The sequence below is a fragment of the Kaistia terrae genome, assembly GCF_026344005.1.
GTDB lineage: Bacteria > Pseudomonadota > Alphaproteobacteria > Rhizobiales > Kaistiaceae > Kaistia > Kaistia terrae.
Genome location: NZ_JAPKNH010000001.1, coordinates 788,285 through 804,847 on the forward strand (window position 1 = coordinate 788,285; position 16,563 = coordinate 804,847).

18 protein-coding genes are annotated in these 16,563 nt (G+C 63.6%); 12 read left to right on the forward strand and 6 right to left on the reverse strand.

The features are described 5' to 3' along the window. Positions 1-114 precede the first annotated feature (114 nt). The 8 genes from OSH12_RS03620 (at position 115) to era (ending at position 7,299) form a co-directional block, all read left to right on the forward strand. Complete coding sequence (locus OSH12_RS03620) at positions 115-2,322, forward strand: RelA/SpoT family protein (protein ID WP_266342122.1); 2,208 nt, start codon at positions 115-117, stop codon at positions 2,320-2,322. 50 nt (positions 2,323-2,372) lie between these two features. Continuing rightward, positions 2,373-2,951 (forward strand): orotate phosphoribosyltransferase, encoded by a 579-nt coding sequence (gene pyrE, locus OSH12_RS03625; RefSeq protein ID WP_266342123.1) that lies wholly within the window; start codon positions 2,373-2,375, stop codon positions 2,949-2,951. A 39-nt stretch (positions 2,952-2,990) separates the two neighbouring features. Next, a complete protein-coding gene (locus OSH12_RS03630; RefSeq protein ID WP_266342124.1) occupies positions 2,991-3,557 on the forward strand; it encodes a DUF2062 domain-containing protein in 567 nt (188 codons plus the stop codon). Between the two features lie 30 nt (positions 3,558-3,587). Then, on the forward strand, positions 3,588-4,352 hold the full coding sequence (locus OSH12_RS03635; RefSeq protein ID WP_266342125.1) for a pyridoxine 5'-phosphate synthase: 765 nt from the start codon (positions 3,588-3,590) through the stop codon (positions 4,350-4,352). Continuing rightward, entirely contained in the window at positions 4,349-4,753 is a 405-nt protein-coding gene (gene acpS, locus OSH12_RS03640; RefSeq protein ID WP_266342126.1) for a holo-ACP synthase, read from the forward strand. Before OSH12_RS03635 ends, acpS begins: the two co-directional genes overlap by 4 nt. A 158-nt stretch (positions 4,754-4,911) precedes the next feature. Next, positions 4,912-5,667, forward strand: coding sequence for a signal peptidase I (lepB, locus tag OSH12_RS03645; RefSeq protein ID WP_266342127.1), 756 nt, complete (start codon positions 4,912-4,914; stop codon positions 5,665-5,667). Between the two features lie 20 nt (positions 5,668-5,687). Beyond that, positions 5,688-6,386, forward strand: coding sequence for a ribonuclease III (rnc, locus tag OSH12_RS03650; RefSeq protein ID WP_266342128.1), 699 nt, complete (start codon positions 5,688-5,690; stop codon positions 6,384-6,386). Continuing rightward, on the forward strand, positions 6,376-7,299 hold the full coding sequence (gene era, locus OSH12_RS03655; RefSeq protein ID WP_266342129.1) for a GTPase Era: 924 nt from the start codon (positions 6,376-6,378) through the stop codon (positions 7,297-7,299). The genes rnc and era overlap by 11 nt, the downstream gene beginning before the upstream one ends. A gap of 218 nt (positions 7,300-7,517) precedes the next feature. Here the strand turns inward: era and OSH12_RS03660 are convergent, their stop codons facing one another. The 5 genes from OSH12_RS03660 to xth form a co-directional block, all read right to left on the reverse strand. Then, entirely contained in the window at positions 7,518-8,201 is a 684-nt protein-coding gene (locus tag OSH12_RS03660) for a helix-turn-helix transcriptional regulator (RefSeq protein ID WP_266342130.1), read from the reverse strand. A 3-nt stretch (positions 8,202-8,204) separates the two neighbouring features. After that, positions 8,205-8,507: a hypothetical protein gene (locus tag OSH12_RS03665; protein ID WP_266342131.1), complete on the reverse strand. Its 303-nt coding sequence runs from the start codon at positions 8,505-8,507 to the stop codon at positions 8,205-8,207. A gap of 87 nt (positions 8,508-8,594) precedes the next feature. Next, positions 8,595-9,635: a DUF2332 domain-containing protein gene (locus OSH12_RS03670; protein ID WP_266342132.1), complete on the reverse strand. Its 1,041-nt coding sequence runs from the start codon at positions 9,633-9,635 to the stop codon at positions 8,595-8,597. 61 nt (positions 9,636-9,696) lie between these two features. Next, positions 9,697-10,119, reverse strand: coding sequence for a GFA family protein (locus OSH12_RS03675; protein WP_266342133.1), 423 nt, complete (start codon positions 10,117-10,119; stop codon positions 9,697-9,699). Next, on the reverse strand, positions 10,116-10,898 hold the full coding sequence (gene xth, locus OSH12_RS03680; RefSeq protein ID WP_266342134.1) for an exodeoxyribonuclease III: 783 nt from the start codon (positions 10,896-10,898) through the stop codon (positions 10,116-10,118). Before xth ends, OSH12_RS03675 begins: the two co-directional genes overlap by 4 nt. Before the next feature lie 136 nt (positions 10,899-11,034). On the opposite strand from xth, the gene OSH12_RS03685 reads away from it, so the two are divergent. Continuing rightward, positions 11,035-11,460, forward strand: coding sequence for an OsmC family protein (locus OSH12_RS03685; RefSeq protein ID WP_266342135.1), 426 nt, complete (start codon positions 11,035-11,037; stop codon positions 11,458-11,460). A 90-nt stretch (positions 11,461-11,550) separates the two neighbouring features. Continuing rightward, complete coding sequence (locus tag OSH12_RS03690) at positions 11,551-13,038, forward strand: AMP nucleosidase (RefSeq protein WP_266342136.1); 1,488 nt, start codon at positions 11,551-11,553, stop codon at positions 13,036-13,038. Positions 13,039-13,055: 17 nt separating this feature from the next. Here the strand turns inward: OSH12_RS03690 and erpA are convergent, their stop codons facing one another. Continuing rightward, entirely contained in the window at positions 13,056-13,394 is a 339-nt protein-coding gene (gene erpA / locus OSH12_RS03695; RefSeq protein ID WP_266342137.1) for an iron-sulfur cluster insertion protein ErpA, read from the reverse strand. 110 nt (positions 13,395-13,504) lie between these two features. Between erpA and OSH12_RS03700 the strand changes: the two genes are divergently transcribed. Together OSH12_RS03700 and argS are read left to right on the forward strand one after the other, a co-directional pair. Further along, positions 13,505-14,722: a deoxyguanosinetriphosphate triphosphohydrolase gene (locus OSH12_RS03700; RefSeq protein ID WP_266342138.1), complete on the forward strand. Its 1,218-nt coding sequence runs from the start codon at positions 13,505-13,507 to the stop codon at positions 14,720-14,722. Positions 14,723-14,768: 46 nt separating this feature from the next. Continuing rightward, positions 14,769-16,526, forward strand: coding sequence for an arginine--tRNA ligase (argS, locus tag OSH12_RS03705; RefSeq protein WP_266342139.1), 1,758 nt, complete (start codon positions 14,769-14,771; stop codon positions 16,524-16,526). The last annotated feature ends 37 nt before the right edge of the window (positions 16,527-16,563 follow it).

Sequence of the window (16,563 nt, forward strand, 5' to 3'; positions counted from 1 at the left end):
GCCGCATCGCGGCCAAACCGCTTGTCGTTTGGCCGCGCGCGCTGTCCTATATGAACGGATAGCCTTCTGGCCGGGTTATGCCCGGCCTATTCGTGTGCCTTCGGAAATTGCGCCATGATGCGCCAATATGAACTCCTCGAGCGTGTCCAGCGGTACAACCCGCAGGCTGACGAGGGGCTTTTGAACAAGGCCTATGTGTACGCCATGCAGAAGCATGGCTCGCAGCAGCGCGCCAACGGCGATCCCTACTTCTCGCACCCGCTCGAAGTCGCCGGCATCCTCACCGATCTGAAGCTCGACGACGCCACCATCGCGGTCGCGCTTCTGCATGACACCATCGAGGATACGGACGCGACGCGCTCCGAGATCGACGGGATGTTCGGCGAGGATATCGGCCGGCTGGTCGAGGGCCTCACCAAGATCAAGCGCCTCGATCTGGTGACCAAGAAGGCCGCCCAGGCCGAGAATTTCCGCAAGCTCCTGCTCGCCATCTCCGAGGATGTGCGCGTTCTGCTGGTGAAGCTGGCCGACCGGCTTCACAACATGCGCACGCTGCATTTCATGCCGGAGGAGAAGCGCGGCCGGATCGCCGAGGAAACGCTGGAGATCTATGCGCCGCTCGCCGGTCGCATGGGCATGCACGACATGCGCGAGGAGCTCGAAGAGCTGGCCTTCGCCGTCGTCAACCCGGAAGGCCATCTCGCCGTCACCAACCGGCTGGCCGAGGTTCGCACGCGCAACGAGACCCTGATCGAGGCGATCGAGAAGGACCTGCGCGAGAAGCTCGAAAAGCACGGCATGAAGGCCAAGGTCTTCGGCCGGACCAAGCGTCCCTATTCGATTTTCCGAAAGATGGAACGCAAGGCCGTTTCGTTCGAGCAGCTTTCCGACATCATCGGATTCCGCGTCATTCTCGAGACGACGGCCGATTGCTATGCAGCACTCGGTATCGTCCATACGACCTGGCCGACCGTGCCGGGGCGGTTCAAAGACTATATCTCGACGCCGAAGCAGAACGACTACCGCTCGATCCACACTACGGTGGTCGGCCCGGGGCGCCAGCGCGTCGAGCTGCAGATCCGCACGCGCCAGATGGACGATGTGGCGGAATACGGCATCGCCGCCCATGCGCTCTACAAGGACAAGGGCAACGGCAACCTGAACGATGAGAGCCGCGCCTATACCTGGCTGCGCCGTACCGTCGAGATGCTGGCCGAGGGCGACACGCCGGAAGAGTTCCTGGAGAACACCAAGCTCGAACTCTTCCACGATCAGGTTTTCTGCTTCACGCCGAAGGGCCGGCTGATCGCGCTGCCGCGCGGCGCCACACCGATCGATTTCGCCTATGCGGTGCATACCGACATTGGCGACACGTGCGTGGGCTGCAAGATCGACGGCCGCATGATGCCGTTGACGACCGAACTGCATAATGGCGCCGAGGTCGAGATCATCTGCTCCAAGGCGCAGGTGCCGCCGCCGGCGTGGGAATCGATTGCCATCACTGGCAAGGCGCGCGCCTCGATCCGTCGCGCCGCCCGCAGCGCGATTCGCAAGCAATATGCCGGGCTTGGCCGCAAGATCGTCGAGCGCGCCTTCGAGCGCGCCGGGCGCGAGTTCTCCGAGGATCGCCTGAAGGCCGCTCTGCCGCGTCTCGCGCAGCAGAACACGGAGGACATGCTGGCCTCGGTCGGTCGCGGCGAGATCCCTTCGATCAATGTGCTGAAGGCGGTCTATCCCGATCACAAGGAAGAGCGCGCCGCCGTTCCCAAGGGCGGCAATGGCACGGGCGGCGAGCCGGGCTGGTTCGGGCTGAAGAAGGGCTCGGGCATGATGTTCCGCGTCCCCAGCGGCGAGCCGCAGGCGGAACTGCCGGCGATTCCGATTCGCGGCCTGCACGGCGACATGCCGGTTCGCTTTGCGCCGGAGGCCGGTGCCGTGCCGGGCGACCGCATCGTCGGCATCATGACGCCGGGCGAGGGCATCACGATCTATCCGATCCAGTCGCCCGCCCTGAAGGACTTTGATGACGAGCCGGATCGCTGGCTTGATGTCCGCTGGGATATCGACGCCGCGAACCGCGAGCGTTTTCCTGCCCGCATCGAGGTAACCGCGATCAACGAGCCGGGCACCCTTGCCCAGATCGCCCAGATCATCGCCGACAATGACGGCAATATCTCAAACCTCAGGATCGTGAAGAGCGCCCCGGACTTCTCGGAGCTGGCGATCGATCTCGAGGTGTGGGATCTGAAACACCTCAACCGCCTTCTGCGCGACCTTCGCGAACGCCATGTCGTGAGCGCGGCAAGTCGCGTCAATGCCTAGAGCCGCGTCAAGCCAGACGACGCCATGACAAGATCTGAACGGGACACAGAATGAACCAGGCCGAAATCCTCGAAGTTTTCCGCGAATCCGGCGCTCTGCTCGAGGGGCACTTCATCCTGAGCTCGGGCCTCCGTAGCCCGATCTTCCTGCAGAAGGCCCGTGTCTTCATGTATCCGGACCGGACCGCGCGTCTGTGCAAGGCGCTGGCCGAGAAGATCCGCGAAACGGGCATCGAATTCGATCTCGTCGTGTCGCCGGCGCTTGGCGGCCTCATTCCCGGCTATGAAACGGCGCGGCATCTCGGCGTGCCGGCCATGTGGGTCGAGCGCGAGCAGGGCGAGTTCCGCCTGCGTCGGTTCGAGCTGCCGGCGAATGCGAAGATCCTTGTCGTTGAAGATATCGTCAGCACCGGCCTTTCGATTCGCGAGACGATCGCGGCCCTTCGTGGCATTGGCGGCGATGTTGTCGCAGCGGCTTGCCTGATCGACCGGTCGGATGGCGAGGCGGATGTTGGCATCCCGCTCATTTCGCTGACCCGCTACAAGGTGCCGGCATACCCCGCGGATCAATTGCCGCCGGAACTGGCTGCCATCCCGCCCGTAAAACCCGGCAGCCGTAGCCTTTCATAAGGCGCAAGCCTTCGGGCTTAGTCCCCTGGTCCCCCCGCCATGCTGTTTCGCCGCCGCCGCCCGCTCAGGTTTCATCAGAAGCTGAACCACTTCATGTGGCCGAAGGGCGGTTGGTCGCGAGCCATTCGCTACTACTCCAAGCGGCTGTTGCGAATTTCCGGCTCGCCCCATTCGATCGCGAGGGGGTTTGCGTCCGGCGTCGCGCTGGCGATGACGCCGTTTATCGGCTTCCACTATCTGCTCTGCTTCGTCGTCGCCTTCGTGGTTCGTGGCAATCTTCTCGCGGCCGTGCTGGGGACGACGATCGGCAACCCGCTCACCTTTCCCTTGATCTGGGTTGCTACCTACGAGACGGGGAGCCTTGTCCTTGGCTGGTTCGGCATGTCCCCGGAGCCCTTGGACTTTCACCACCTCAGCCATAAATTGCTGACCGAGTCGTGGCGGGAAATATGGCCGGTCGTCGAGCCGATGCTCGTTGGCGCCGTGCCGCTTGCCTTGATGTTCGGCGGGCTTTCCTATGTCCTGGTCTACATCGCTGCCAAAAGTTTCCAGTCGTCGCGCCGACAGCGCTTTGCCGTGCGCCGTCGGACGCTGCATGGTAAGTAGCGACCGTCATCTGATGAGGGGGAATATGCTGTGACTGTCCGCAACGCGCTGCGTCTCGGGATCAATGTCGATCACGTCGCCACCATCCGGAACGCCCGGGGCGGCGAGCATCCCGATCCCGTCCGCGCGGCGGAGATCGCGGTCGCAGCCGGCGCCGATGGCATCACGGCCCATCTGCGCGAAGATCGCCGGCATATCCGCGACGCTGACATTGATCGGTTGCGCGCCGAGATCGACCTTCCGCTCAATTTCGAGATGGCGGCGACCCGCGAAATGGTCGATATCGCGCTGCGCGTGAAGCCGCATGCCGTCTGCCTCGTGCCGGAACGCCGCGAAGAACGTACCACCGAGGGTGGGCTCGACGCCGCTGGCCAACTCGCCCATCTGGTGCCATTGGTGCGGGAACTCAACGCGGCCAGGATCCGCGTCTCGCTTTTCATCGCCGCCGACCGACAGCAGATCGACGCCGCCTTGGCGCTCGGCGCCCCGGTGGTGGAATTGCATACCGGGACCTATTGCGAGGCCTTCCATGAGGGCCCTGAGGTGTTTGAACGCGAGCGCGCCCGCATCGAGGATGCGGCGCGCTATGGCGCCAAGTTCGGGATCGAGATCCATGCCGGCCATGGCCTGAACTACGACACGGTCAAGCCGATCGCCGCGATTCCCGAGATCCGGGAGTTGAACATCGGACACTTTCTTATCGGTGAGGCCGTGTTCGTCGGGCTGGATCAGTCCATCCGCACGATGCGCGCCCTGATGGATGAAGCGCGAAGCGCTGTGGGAGAACCGGCATGATCATCGGTCTCGGCAGTGACCTGATCGACATCCGGCGTGTGGAGAAAACGCTGGATCGTTTCGGCACCCGCTTTACGGATCGTGTGTTTACCGAAGTCGAGCAGAAGAAGTCCGATCGCCGCGCCGAGCGGGCGGCTTCCTATGCCAAGCGCTTCGCCGCCAAGGAGGCTTGCTCCAAGGCGCTGGGGACGGGGCTCAGCCATGGCGTCTTCTGGCGCGACATGGGCGTCGTCAACCTGCCAAGCGGCAAGCCGACGATGGCGCTGACGGGTGGGGCGGCCGAGCAACTGGCGAAAATGATGCCCGCCAACCACCATGCTGCCATCCATCTGACGATCACCGACGACTATCCGCTGGCGCAGGCCTTTGTGATCATCGAGGCCCTGCCGGACCCCGCCTGACACTCTGCGCGCCTGCGGCAGGAGTTAGCCTGCAGAAGGCTCGCGAACTTCGCGCAATTTCCAGGCGAGGCGGGGGCTGCGCGTTGCGCGGAAGCCATCGAGCCGGTATGTACCAACCTCCGCCGGATGGCGAGCTGAGAGACAGATTGGAAGGACGCATGAGCGTGGCGGGCGAAAAATACAAGGCCGAGCGCGGCGGCACCGGCGAGACCGTCAAGATCGTCATCAATGCACTCATCCTGGCGCTCATTGTCCGAACTTTCCTGTTCCAGCCGTTCAACATTCCCTCGGGATCGATGAAGTCTACCCTGCTGGTCGGCGATTATCTGTTCGTCTCGAAATACGCCTATGGCTACAGCAAATACTCGATCCCCTTCGCGCCGGACCTTTTCTCCGGCCGGATCTGGGCGACACCGCCGGAGCGCGGAGATGTGGCCGTCTTCAAGCTGCCGCGCGATCCGTCTGTCGATTACATCAAGCGGGTCATCGGCCTGCCGGGTGACAAGATCCAGATGATCGACGGCGTGCTGCAGATCAACGGCAAGCCCGTGCCGAAGGAAAAGATCGACGACTATGTCACGGCCGATGAGTTCGGAACCCTGACGCATGTGCCGCGTTTCAAAGAAACGTTGCCGAATGGCGTGAGCTATACCGTTCTCGATCTCGATCCGCGCAGCTTTTCCGACGATACGCCGCTGTATGAAGTGCCGCCGGATCACTATTTTATGATGGGCGACAATCGTGACAACTCGACCGACAGTCGTGTTCTGGGCGCGGTTGGCTATGTTCCCTTCGAGAATTTCGTCGGTCGCGCAGGGATGGTCTTCTTCTCCGTCGAGGAAGGCGCGCGGGCCTGGCAATTCTGGAGATGGCCGTGGACCGTTCGTTTCGACCGTCTATTCAAGGTAATCTGAGCTTGGCTTCTGAAGAACCGTTGCAACGTCTTGAAGAAACCATCGGTTACCGGTTTTCCAACCGTGGCCATCTGGTTCGGGCTTTGACGCATGCGAGCGCCATTGCGGAAAGCCATCTTGCGCAGGGCGAAAGCTACCAGCGCCTGGAGTTCCTCGGCGACCGCGTGCTGGCCCTCGTCATCGCCGACATGCTTTTGGCTTCGTTTCCCGGCGCCGAAGAAGGTGAACTGGCGCGACGGCTCACCGGCCTGGTCCGCAATGAGAGCTGCGCCGAAGTCGCGCTCGACATCGATCTTGGCAGCTGGATCCGCCTCGGCGGCGGCGAGGTACAGTCCGGCGGTCGCCGCAAGGCGGCAATCCTCGGCGACGTCTGCGAAGCGGTGATCGGTGCTATCTTCGTCGATGGCGGATTGCCGGCGGCGCAGGCTTTCATCGACAGCCACTGGCGCAAGCGTATGCTGAACTGGACGGGCCCGTTGCGGGACGCCAAGACGACCTTGCAGGAATGGGTGCAGGGACGTGGCCTTGCCGCGCCCAAATACGATATCGCAGAGCGGAGTGGCCCGGACCACGCTCCGCACTTTACCGTTGAAGTGAAGATCGAGGGCATGCCGGTTGTCCTCGGTTCCGGCCGTTCAAGGCGCGAGGCGGAGCAGAAAGCGGCGACCTCCGTGCTGTTGGCCCAAGGCGTATGGAGAGAAGAAACGCATGGCGTCTGATCTGGTAATTCCCGAGGAGACCGCGACCCGCTGTGGCTTTGTCGCGCTGATCGGCGCGCCGAACGCCGGCAAGTCGACGCTCCTCAACCAGCTTGTGGGCACGAAGATTTCGATCGTCACCCACAAGGTGCAGACGACGCGCGCCATCATGCGCGGCATCGCGCTCGAAGGCGCGGCGCAGATCATCTTCGTTGATACCCCCGGCATCTTCCAGCCGAAGCGCCGGCTCGACCGCGCTATGGTCGATACGGCCTGGGGCGGCGCCAAGGATGCCGACCTGATCGCCGTCCTGATCGACGCTGAGCGCAGCAACAAGGGCGAGACCGCCCAGATCCTCGACAAGGTCGCGGCCATCAAGGGCCCGAAGATCCTCGTCATCAACAAGATCGACACGGTCGCGCATACGTCGCTGCTGGAAATGGCCGCCAAGGCCAATGCCACGGTGAAGTTCGAGCAGACCTTCATGATCTCGGCCCTCAAGGGGCATGGCTGCAAGGATCTGATGACCTATCTCGCCGGTCGGGTTCCGCCGGGTCCGTGGCTTTATCCCGAGGACCAGATCTCCGATCTGCCGCTGCGGGCGCTCGCCGCCGAGATCACGCGCGAAAAAATGTTCCTGCGCCTGCATGACGAGCTGCCTTACCAGTCGACCGTGGAAACGGAACTCTGGAAGGATCAGGCCGACGGCTCGACCCGGATCGAGCAGACGATCTATGTCGAGCGCGAGAGCCAGAAGAAGATCGTGATCGGCCACAAGGGCGAGACGATCAAGGGCATCTCGATGGCGGCGCGCACCGAGATCCAGGAGATGGCCGAACGGCCGGTCCACCTGTTCCTGTTCGTCAAGGTTCGCGAGAACTGGGGCGATGATCCCGAGCGCTACCGCGAGATGGGAATCGAATTCCCGCGCTGAGTTTTTGACGATCGGAGCGGGTAAAACCCTCACCCCAACCCTCTCCCGCACGCGGGAGAGGGAGTTCGCCTGTGTTTTTCAAGCGCCAAATCGATGAAGAGCGCCGGCCAAAACCCTCGCCCGCGTGCGGGAGAGGGTAGGGTGAGGGGCTTGCTTGAGCTTCGTCCATCGACAGAGGGCGGCGGTTCGCATCCTGCCTCTGTTCACACCCGTTGCCTCTATCCCTCTTCGCGCAGCCGCTTCAGGTAGTCCGCGAGCGTCTTGCCCTTTTCCGGCCTGAAGATCTCGTCGAGGATCGTCGCCTCAACGATGCGGTCGAGCCGGAACATGCGAAAGTCCTCACGCAGTTCACACCAGGCCGTCGCGGTCCAGGCGTGTCCCCACGCCTCGATCGCCAGCGGGCGGACGGTGCGCGCCGTCATGGCTTCACTGGCGCTTCGATAATTCAGCTGCATCTTGTGCCGTTGCCGGATCGCCTTTCGAAACAGTGCCAGTTGCGTGTTCGAGGCCGTGATCAGGGCCGGTGATTTGACGTTGACCGCGTCGCGCCAGATCTCGCCGCGCCGGGACTCCGGCAACACCGCATCGATCTTGACCAGCGCTTCGCTGACGGCGGCGGCCAGTTCCGGGTCCGCCCATGCCTCGACGAAGCGCGCGCCGAGCGCCAACGCTTCCAGCTCCGCCTGCGAGAAGGCGAGGGGCGGCAGTAGCAGCGTGCCGCGCAGGACATAGCCGACGCCGCGCTCGCCCTCGATGGGGACGCCGGTCGCGACCAGCGCGTCGATGTCGCGATAGACGGTGCGCACAGAGACTTCGAGCTTGTCGGCGATCTCCTGCGCCGTCCGTAAACGAGCGCCTCGAAGCACCTGGACAATCTCGAAAAGCCGATCGGCGCGCCGCATGGCTCAACCGGAATAGGCGACGGGATAGTAGCCGCTCTGGAATGACGGCCTGTCGATCAGTTCGGAGAAGGCGACGGCATCCGGATTGCGCGCCAGCTGCGCACTCGCGGTGCTGGCGGAGTCGCGGTCGAGCCAGTGAACGATCTCCGTCCAACTGCCATCCTCGGCCTTGGCGATGCTGCGGGCGAGGAAGCCGCGCTGCCGGCGCAGCACGCTCATCGCATCGTCGGCGGCACGGACGAACTGACGCTCGTCGATGCCCGGCAACAGCGAATAGGAGCTGATTTCGAGAATGTTGTGGTTCATGGCGATATCCTCGCGGACAGTGTCGATACTGCCAACTTAAGGATACCCAACTGACAGCGTTGTGTCAGTTGGGTTCGCATGCTCGCGTTAATGTGCAAGCCACTCGATAGAGCGGCCGTGGAAGTCCGCGCGGGCGATCTCACGATCGGTCCCACCGGGCCAGAGCCTTAGCCGGACGGCGGCGGTATCCCGTCCGTCCGCTTCCATGCGCAGCCAGGCCACCGGCGCCTCGGGCGTCGCCTGCTGGCCGGCCGCTTCCATCGTCGCTGTGATGGCGGCGCGCGTCGCTTCGGGGAGATACTGCCAGACGATGGTGTGGACGAGCACGCGCGCCGCGCCTGAAGTGGGCGGCGCGGAAAAATGCTTGGCGACCCAGCCGGCAGCATCCGCCTTCTCGACCCGCCAGGACGCTGCGGCGGCGACATCAAGCGCGGCATCGGCGCGGGTCAGCCGCTCGGACTGATCAGCCCAGATATATGAAAGCAGGCGTTCTCGATCCTTTCGCGAGCCGGGATCGAGTGGGTTGAGGTCGCAGCCGGCGCGGGCGCGAATCTCAACCGGCGCAGCGGTTTCGGGACCAGGGCCGCGCCACTCCGAGCGAACCAGCACAGGCGAGTCGGTTGCGCCCCAGGAGGCTGATCCAAAGTCGTAGCGGTAGCGGTCGAAGCCGAGATTGAGGCCCATGCTCGCGCCGATCTCATGCCAGTCGAGCGGCAGGCCCAACTCGCTGCCCAGGATCAGGGCTGCGCCAAGCAGGACGGAGGAACGCGCGACTTCATTGGTCTGCGGTGGGCTGTCGAGCCAGTCATGCAGGAAGTCGTCTTCGGCTATTATGGCGTCCAGCAACGCGTTGGCGAGGGCGTTGCGATCCAGCGGGGCCGGCGGATAGACGCCGGCCAGCCCTGTCGATCGCCCCGCACGTTTCAGCGCGTGAAAGCCAGCGGCGGCGCGTAGCGCCAGCGCGTCGGCAACGGGGTCGCCTTGCCAATCCAGGACGCGTCTTCCGAAGCGGCTGGTCTCGTCGAGGCGTTCGGCGAGGATCGCGCACACTTCCGCCGTGAAGGGCGAACCGAGCTTTCGACAGGCCGTTGCCTGCATTTCGAACGACTTCAACACATCGCCGTCCATCGTCTGTCTCCGCTAGAGCATTTTCCAGTGAAGTGGGAGCCGGCTAGCGTGAAGAAGCGCTCTAGCCGGTCGGCTCGTCGAGATGGGATGGCAGGGTTGTGTCAAAACCTTTGGTGGCGTTGCGCCGGCTGCCGACCCAGATGTTGTGCCCGGCGGTGAAGCGATCCGGCTCGTCGAGCGAGGCCAGCGTCACGTCGATCTTCAGCGGGTCGTCTGTCGTGGTCATCATCAGCGGCGTGCCGCAATCGGCGCAGAAATGGCGGCGTCCGGTGGCGGAGGATTCGTTGACCTTCGGGCGCCCGGCAGTCAGCTGGAACGCGCTGGCGTCAAAGGTCGCCCAGGTCAGGAACAGCGCGCCGCCAGCCAGTTGGCACATCCGGCAGTGGCAGTGGCAGACGATCCGGGGCGGACGATTGATCGTGTAATGGATGCGGCCGCACAGGCAGCCGCCCGTGATCGGCGCCGCGCTCATAACCTGGCTCAAATGCGAAGCTCCACATGGATGGGAACGTGGTCCGACGGCTTGTCCCAACCGCGGACATGCTTGTCGATCCCAACCGACACCAGACGGTCGGCGGCCTGGGGCGACAGCAGCAGATGGTCGATGCGGATGCCGTTGTTCTTCTGGAAGGCGCCGGCCTGATAGTCCCAGAAGGTGTAGAGGCCGCCTTCGTCCGTGGTGGCGCGCAGCGCGTCGGTCAGGCCGAGCGTCTCGAGGGCGCGGAACGCCTTTCGCGATTCCGGCTGGTAAAGCGCGTCATTGACCCAGAGCGATGGATTCATGGCATCGCGCGGTTCGGCGATGACGTTGTAGTCGCCGGCCAGCACCAGCGGCTCTTCATAGGTCAGCCGCTCGGCCGCCCAGACGCGCAGGCGCTCCATCCAGGCGAGCTTGTAGGGGAATTTCGGCGTGTCGATCGGATTGCCGTTCGGCAGATAGAGCGAGGCGACGCGCAGCGCGCCGCTTTCGACCGAAAACACGCCCTCGATGAAACGGGCATGCTCGTCCGCGTCATCGCCGGGCAGGCCGCGATTGACCTCGTCGAAGGGCAGCTTCGACAGCAGGGCGACGCCGTTGAATCCCTTCTGGCCGTGGGTGGCGACATTGTAGCCGAGATCCTCGAAGGCGGAGGTAGGGAACCCCTCATCGACCGATTTGATCTCCTGCAGGCAGGCGATATCGGGCGATGCCTCCTTGAGCCAGGCAAGGGCAGTGTCGATTCGGGCTTTGACGCCGTTGATATTCCAGGTCGCGATCTTCATGGCGACAGACTATCCGATCCTCTGGCAGATGCCATCGGTCGGATTACATCCGCCCCGCATCTTGCACACCTGCCGTCACCGCCTAACTCTAGTGGCTCCGGCAAGGACCGGAGCGGAACGCGAAAGGGAGACAGGAATGCCGGTCAGGACATCGGACGCGAAGTGGCAGGGCGATCTCAAGAGCGGCAAGGGAACCGTTCATCTGGGCAGCGGCGCCTGGGAAGGGCAGTTCAATTTCTCGTCGCGCTTCGAGGAAGGCAAAGGCACGAATCCGGAAGAGCTGATCGCGGCGGCCCATGCCGGTTGCTTCTCGATGGCGCTTTCCGGTGGGCTTTCGGGAGCGGGCTTTACGGTCGATTCGATTTCGACGACTGCCAAGGTGAAGGTCGAGCCGGTGCCCGGTGGATTCGAGATCACCCAGATCACGCTCATCACCGAGGCGAAGGTTCCCGGCATCGACAAGGCGGCTTTCGACAAGATCGCGGCTGCGACCAAGGAAGGCTGCCCGGTTTCGAAGGCGCTCAAGGCCGTCCCCATCGAACTCGACGCCAAGCTCGTCTGATCCTTCGGGAGAAGCGAAGTCATTCAGCCGGCGCGTGTCTTGACCGCATGCGCCGGCTGGCCGACAGTCGCGCCCGAAAGTGGGGGTGACATGAGTACCGATCCCGTTCTGTTCGATACGCCGAAGCCGATTGCCAGCGAGACATTCACCGATCCGGACCTGGCCATCGCCAGGCTCGAGGAAATCTACGATCTGCACACGGCGCATCTGCGCGACCGCTTCGATGCCCTGCTGAAGGGGCATCCCCCCATAGGCCGCGTCCGCGCCACCTATCCCGAGATTCGCTTCACGACGACGAGCTACGCCAAGATCGACTCGCGGCTGGCCTATGGCCATGTTTCGGGGCCGGGCAGCTATGCCACGACGGTGACGCAGCCCTCGCTGTTCCGGAGCTATTTGAAGGAACAGATCAAGCTGCTCGTGCGCAATCACGGCCTGCCGGTCACGGTCGGCCCGTCCAATCTGCCGATCCCGCTGCATTTCGCCTTCCCGAATGGCGTGCATGTCGAGGGGCAATTGGCGGAACGGATCGAGCGTCCGCTTCGCGACATGTTCGACGTGCCGGACCTCGCGGTTACCGACGACGCCATCGTCAATGGCACGTTCGAACCCGCACCGGGCGAGCCCATGCCGCTGGCGCCTTTCACCGCGCCGCGCGTCGACTATTCCTTGTTCCGGCTGTCGCATTACACGGCGACGAGCGCCGAGCATTTCCAGAACTTCGTCCTGTTCACCAACTACCAGTTCTACATCGACGAATTCTGCGTCCGCGCCCGCAAGCTGATGGCTGAGGGCGGCCACGGCTATGAGGCGTTTGTCGAGCCCGGCAACGTCATCACGCCGGCCGGATCGACGGAGCCTGTCGGCGGCATAGCGCCGCCACGCCTGCCGCAAATGCCGGCCTATCACCTGAAGTTCGCCGGCAATGCCGGGCTGACCATGATCAATATCGGCGTCGGTCCTTCCAACGCCAAGACGATCACCGACCATGTCGCCGTGCTGCGCCCGCATGCTTGGCTGATGCTCGGCCATTGCGCCGGCCTCCGCAACACGCAGGCGCTCGGCGACTATGTGCTGGCGCATGGCTATGTCCGCGAGGACCACGTCCTCGACGCCGACCTGCCGACCTGGATCCCGATCCCGCCGCTCGCCGAGGTGCAGATCGCCCTCGAAGACGCGGTCGAGGCGGTCACGGGCCTTGAAGGCTATGATCTCAAGCGGATCATGCGGACGGGCACGGTCGCGACGATCGACAACCGCAATTGGGAGCTACGCGACCACCGCGAGCCGGTGCAGCGTTTCTCGCAGTCGCGCGCCATTGCGCTCGACATGGAGTCGGCGACGATCGCCGCCAATGGCTTCCGCTTCCGCGTGCCCTACGGGACGCTGCTTTGCGTCTCGGACAAGCCGCTGCATGGCGAGTTGAAGCTGCCGGGCATGGCGTCGGATTTCTACCGTCGCCAAGTCGGCCAGCATCTCGAGATCGGCATTCGTGCCATGGAAATGCTCCGCGAAATGGCGCCCGAACGGCTTCATTCCCGCAAGCTGCGCAGCTTTACGGAGACGGCGTTCCAGTAGGAACGCCGTTTTCGGGCTTAGAGCGCGAAGCTGGTGCCGCAGCCGCAGGATGCCGTGGCATGCGGGTTGCGGATCTGGAAGGACTGGCCGATGACGTCATCGACGAAGTCGATCTCGGAGCCATCCATATAGGGCAGCGAGATCTGGTCGATTAGCACGGTCGCGCCGTTCTTTTCGATCACGAGATCGTCTTCGGCGCGGGCCGCGTCGAGATCGAAGCCATACTGGAAACCCGAGCAGCCGCCGCCCGAGACGGTGACGCGCAAGGCCGTGCCGCTCGGTTCCTTCGAAAGGATGCGGGCGATGCGCTTCGCGGCGCGGTCGGACAGGGTGACATCGAGCGTTTCAGTGGTCATGGCTGCTTCCGAAAATAGGGGTACCTTGCAGGTGCCCGAACCCGATAGTTAGGAATGCGATTGGCGGTGTCAATCGTTGCAGTGCAATAGAGGGGCAGAGGAACACGCGAATGGAAGGCTTGATCGGCTTCGGCATCGGTCCGCATGCGGCCTTTGCCGTGGATCCAACGATGAGCCGGGGGCGACTCTATCCCGAGCCCGAAAGCCCGACTCGGACGCCTTATCAGCGCGACCGCGACCGGATCGTCCATTCGACCGCTTTCCGTCGCCTCAAGGACAAGACGCAGGTCTTTCTGTTCGATGAGGGCGATCATTATCGCACTCGGCTGACGCACACCATCGAGGTGGCGCAGATTGCCCGCGCCCTGGCACGGGCATTGCGGCTCGACGAGGATCTCGCCGAGGCCATCGCTTTATCGCACGATCTCGGTCATACGCCGTTCGGCCACGCCGGCGAGCGGGCGCTCGATCGGATGATGCAGGGTCACGGCGGTTTTGATCACAATGCGCAGAGCCTGCGCGTCGTCACGAAGTTGGAGCGGCGCTATCCGCACTTTGACGGCCTGAACCTCTCTTGGGAGGCCTTGGAAGGGCTGGTCAAGCACAACGGCCCCTTGCTCGACGGTCAGGGCAGGGGCGTTGGTTCCTATGAAGGCAAGGCTCTGCCGGCAGCGATTCTTGCCTATACGGCCGAACAGGACCTGCAGCTTGCGACCTACGCCTCGGCCGAGGCGCAGGCGGCGGCGATTGCCGACGACATTGCCTATGACGCGCATGACATCGACGATGGCATGAGGGCAGGGCTGCTGACCGTGGAAGGGCTGCGCGAGGTCGATTTTCTTCGGGAAATTCTCGACGCCATCGAGGCGGAGCATCCGGGACTGGAGAAGCCGCGCCTGGTGAACGAGGTCGTCCGCCGCGTTATCACCCGGATGATCGAGGACGTGATTGCCGAGGCATTGCGACGGCTGGGCGAGACGAAGCCGGCCTCCGCCGATGCGCTTCGCCATGCCGGCCGACCGATGATCGCCTTCTCCGCTGGGCTCGTCGCCGCCGACAAGGCGATCAAGACGCATCTCTGGCACCGTGTTTATCGCCATCCTCGCGTCATGCATGTGATGACGGCGGCGGAGGGCGTTGTCCAACGTCTATTCGAGCGCTACTGGAACGATCCGGATGCCCTGCCGCCGGAGTGGCGGACCGGGCTGGACGCAGCGGATACCGATCGTCGCGCGCGACGAATTTCCGATTTTCTCGCCGGCATGACCGACCGCTATGCATTGCGCGAGCATCAGCGTCTGTTTGACGCCTCACCGGATTTGGGTTAGGCGCGCAGCAAGAATTTTCCTTCCGCCCGAAGGGCTGTATCCCGCTATGAATATTTTTCGCGACTTCACCGCACGCGTAACCTCGGCCGTCGAGGTCATCCTGGCCGCGCGCGACAGCGTGCCTGTCGATCTCTCCCGCATCGTCGTCGAGCCCCCGCGCGACGCCGCCCATGGCGATCTGGCGACCAATGCCGCGATGGTGCTGGCGAAGCCGCTCGGCCTGAAACCGCGCGACCTCGCCGAGGCCATCGCCGGCCGCCTGCGCGATGACGAAGACGTTGCCTCCGTCGAGGTTGCTGGTCCGGGCTTCATCAATCTGACGCTGGCCGCGCCGTATCGCGCCCATGCCCTGAAGTCGTTGATCCAGGCCGGAGGCACCTATGGCCGCAGCCGCATCGGCGCGGACCTCAAGGTCAATGTCGAGTATGTCTCGGCCAATCCGACGGGTCCGATGCATGTCGGCCATTGCCGTGGCGCCGTCGTTGGCGACGCGCTCGCCAGTCTGCTGGATTGGGGCGGCTTTGACGTTACCAAGGAATACTACATCAACGACGCGGGCGGTCAGGTCGACGTCCTCGCCCGCTCGGCCTTCCTGCGTTATCGCGAAGCGCTCGGCGAGGACATCGGCGCGATCCCCGAAGGCCTCTATCCCGGCGACTATCTGAAGCCGGTCGGCGCGGCATTGGCCGATATCCATGGCCGCACGCTTCTCGACATGGCCGATGCCGAATGGCTGCCGATCGTCCGCGACGCAGCCATCGCCGCCATGATGATCCTGATCCGCGACGACCTCGCGCTGCTGAACGTCCATCACGACGTCTTCTTCTCGGAGCGGACGCTGAGCGGCGAGAATGGCGGCAAGATTGCCGAGACGATCGCCGACATGGAGCAGAAGGGCTTTGTCTATACCGGCACGCTGCCGCCGCCCAAGGGCCAGTTGCCCGACGATTGGGAAGACCGCGAGCAGCTTCTTTTCCGCGCCACCGAGGTCGGCGACGACATCGACCGGCCGCTGGTGAAGTCGGACGGCAGCTACACCTATTTCGCCGGCGACGTGGCCTACTTCAAGGACAAGTTCGACCGCGGCTTCCGGCAGATGATCTATGTGCTGGGTGCCGATCACGGCGGCTATGTGAAGCGGCTTCAGGCCGTGGGCCGCGCCATTTCCGGCGGCACCGCCTCGGTCGACGTCCTGCTTTGCCAGCTCGTAAAGCTCTTCCGCGCCGGCGAGCCGGTCCGCATGTCGAAGCGTTCGGGTGATTTCGTCACGCTGCGCGACGTCGTCGAGGAAGTGGGCCGCGACGCGGTGCGCTTCATGATGCTCTATCGCAAGAGCGACGCGCCGCTCGATTTCGACTTCCAGAAGGTAACGGAGCAGTCCAAGGACAACCCCGTTTTCTATGTGCAGTATGGCCATGCACGCGCATCGTCGATCCTTCGCAACGCGGCGCAGGACATGCCGGCGCTCGATCTTTCGGTCAGTTCACTGGCTAATGCGGATCTGTCGCTGCTCGACGATCAGGGTGAAATCAGCCTCCAGCGTCGGCTCGCGGAGTTTCCGCGAATCATCGAATCGGCCGCCGAGGCGCATGAACCGCACCGGATCGCGTTCTACCTTTACGAACTTGCAGCAGAGTTCCATCAACAGTGGAACCGGGGCAAGGATCTGCCGCAATTACGCTTTATTAACTCTGATCAACCACAGTTGACTTTGGCCCGGCTCGCCCTTGTTCATGCCACAAAGCTGGTGCTGTCATCCGGGTTGCTGGTGCTCGGGGTCGATGCGCCCGAAGAGATGCGGTGAAGTCTCTCAGGCAGCTTGGCGTCGGGTTTGACGGGCG

What these genes read in the sequence shown, in the direction of transcription:
- OSH12_RS03620 (WP_266342122.1), top strand. Translation starts at nt 115, where the DNA reads ATGATGCGCCAATATGAACTCCTCGAGCGTGTCCAGCGGTACAACCCG.
- pyrE (WP_266342123.1), top strand. Translation starts at nt 2,373, where the DNA reads ATGAACCAGGCCGAAATCCTCGAAGTTTTCCGCGAATCCGGCGCTCTG.
- OSH12_RS03630 (WP_266342124.1), top strand. Translation starts at nt 2,991, where the DNA reads ATGCTGTTTCGCCGCCGCCGCCCGCTCAGGTTTCATCAGAAGCTGAAC.
- acpS (WP_266342126.1), top strand. Translation starts at nt 4,349, where the DNA reads ATGATCATCGGTCTCGGCAGTGACCTGATCGACATCCGGCGTGTGGAG.
- lepB (WP_266342127.1), top strand. Translation starts at nt 4,912, where the DNA reads ATGAGCGTGGCGGGCGAAAAATACAAGGCCGAGCGCGGCGGCACCGGC.
- era (WP_266342129.1), top strand. Translation starts at nt 6,376, where the DNA reads ATGGCGTCTGATCTGGTAATTCCCGAGGAGACCGCGACCCGCTGTGGC.
- OSH12_RS03660 (WP_266342130.1), bottom strand. Translation starts at nt 8,201, where the DNA reads ATGCGGCGCGCCGATCGGCTTTTCGAGATTGTCCAGGTGCTTCGAGGC.
- OSH12_RS03665 (WP_266342131.1), bottom strand. Translation starts at nt 8,507, where the DNA reads ATGAACCACAACATTCTCGAAATCAGCTCCTATTCGCTGTTGCCGGGC.
- OSH12_RS03670 (WP_266342132.1), bottom strand. Translation starts at nt 9,635, where the DNA reads ATGGACGGCGATGTGTTGAAGTCGTTCGAAATGCAGGCAACGGCCTGT.
- xth (WP_266342134.1), bottom strand. Translation starts at nt 10,898, where the DNA reads ATGAAGATCGCGACCTGGAATATCAACGGCGTCAAAGCCCGAATCGAC.
- OSH12_RS03685 (WP_266342135.1), top strand. Translation starts at nt 11,035, where the DNA reads ATGCCGGTCAGGACATCGGACGCGAAGTGGCAGGGCGATCTCAAGAGC.
- OSH12_RS03690 (WP_266342136.1), top strand. Translation starts at nt 11,551, where the DNA reads ATGAGTACCGATCCCGTTCTGTTCGATACGCCGAAGCCGATTGCCAGC.
- erpA (WP_266342137.1), bottom strand. Translation starts at nt 13,394, where the DNA reads ATGACCACTGAAACGCTCGATGTCACCCTGTCCGACCGCGCCGCGAAG.
- OSH12_RS03700 (WP_266342138.1), top strand. Translation starts at nt 13,505, where the DNA reads ATGGAAGGCTTGATCGGCTTCGGCATCGGTCCGCATGCGGCCTTTGCC.
- argS (WP_266342139.1), top strand. Translation starts at nt 14,769, where the DNA reads ATGAATATTTTTCGCGACTTCACCGCACGCGTAACCTCGGCCGTCGAG.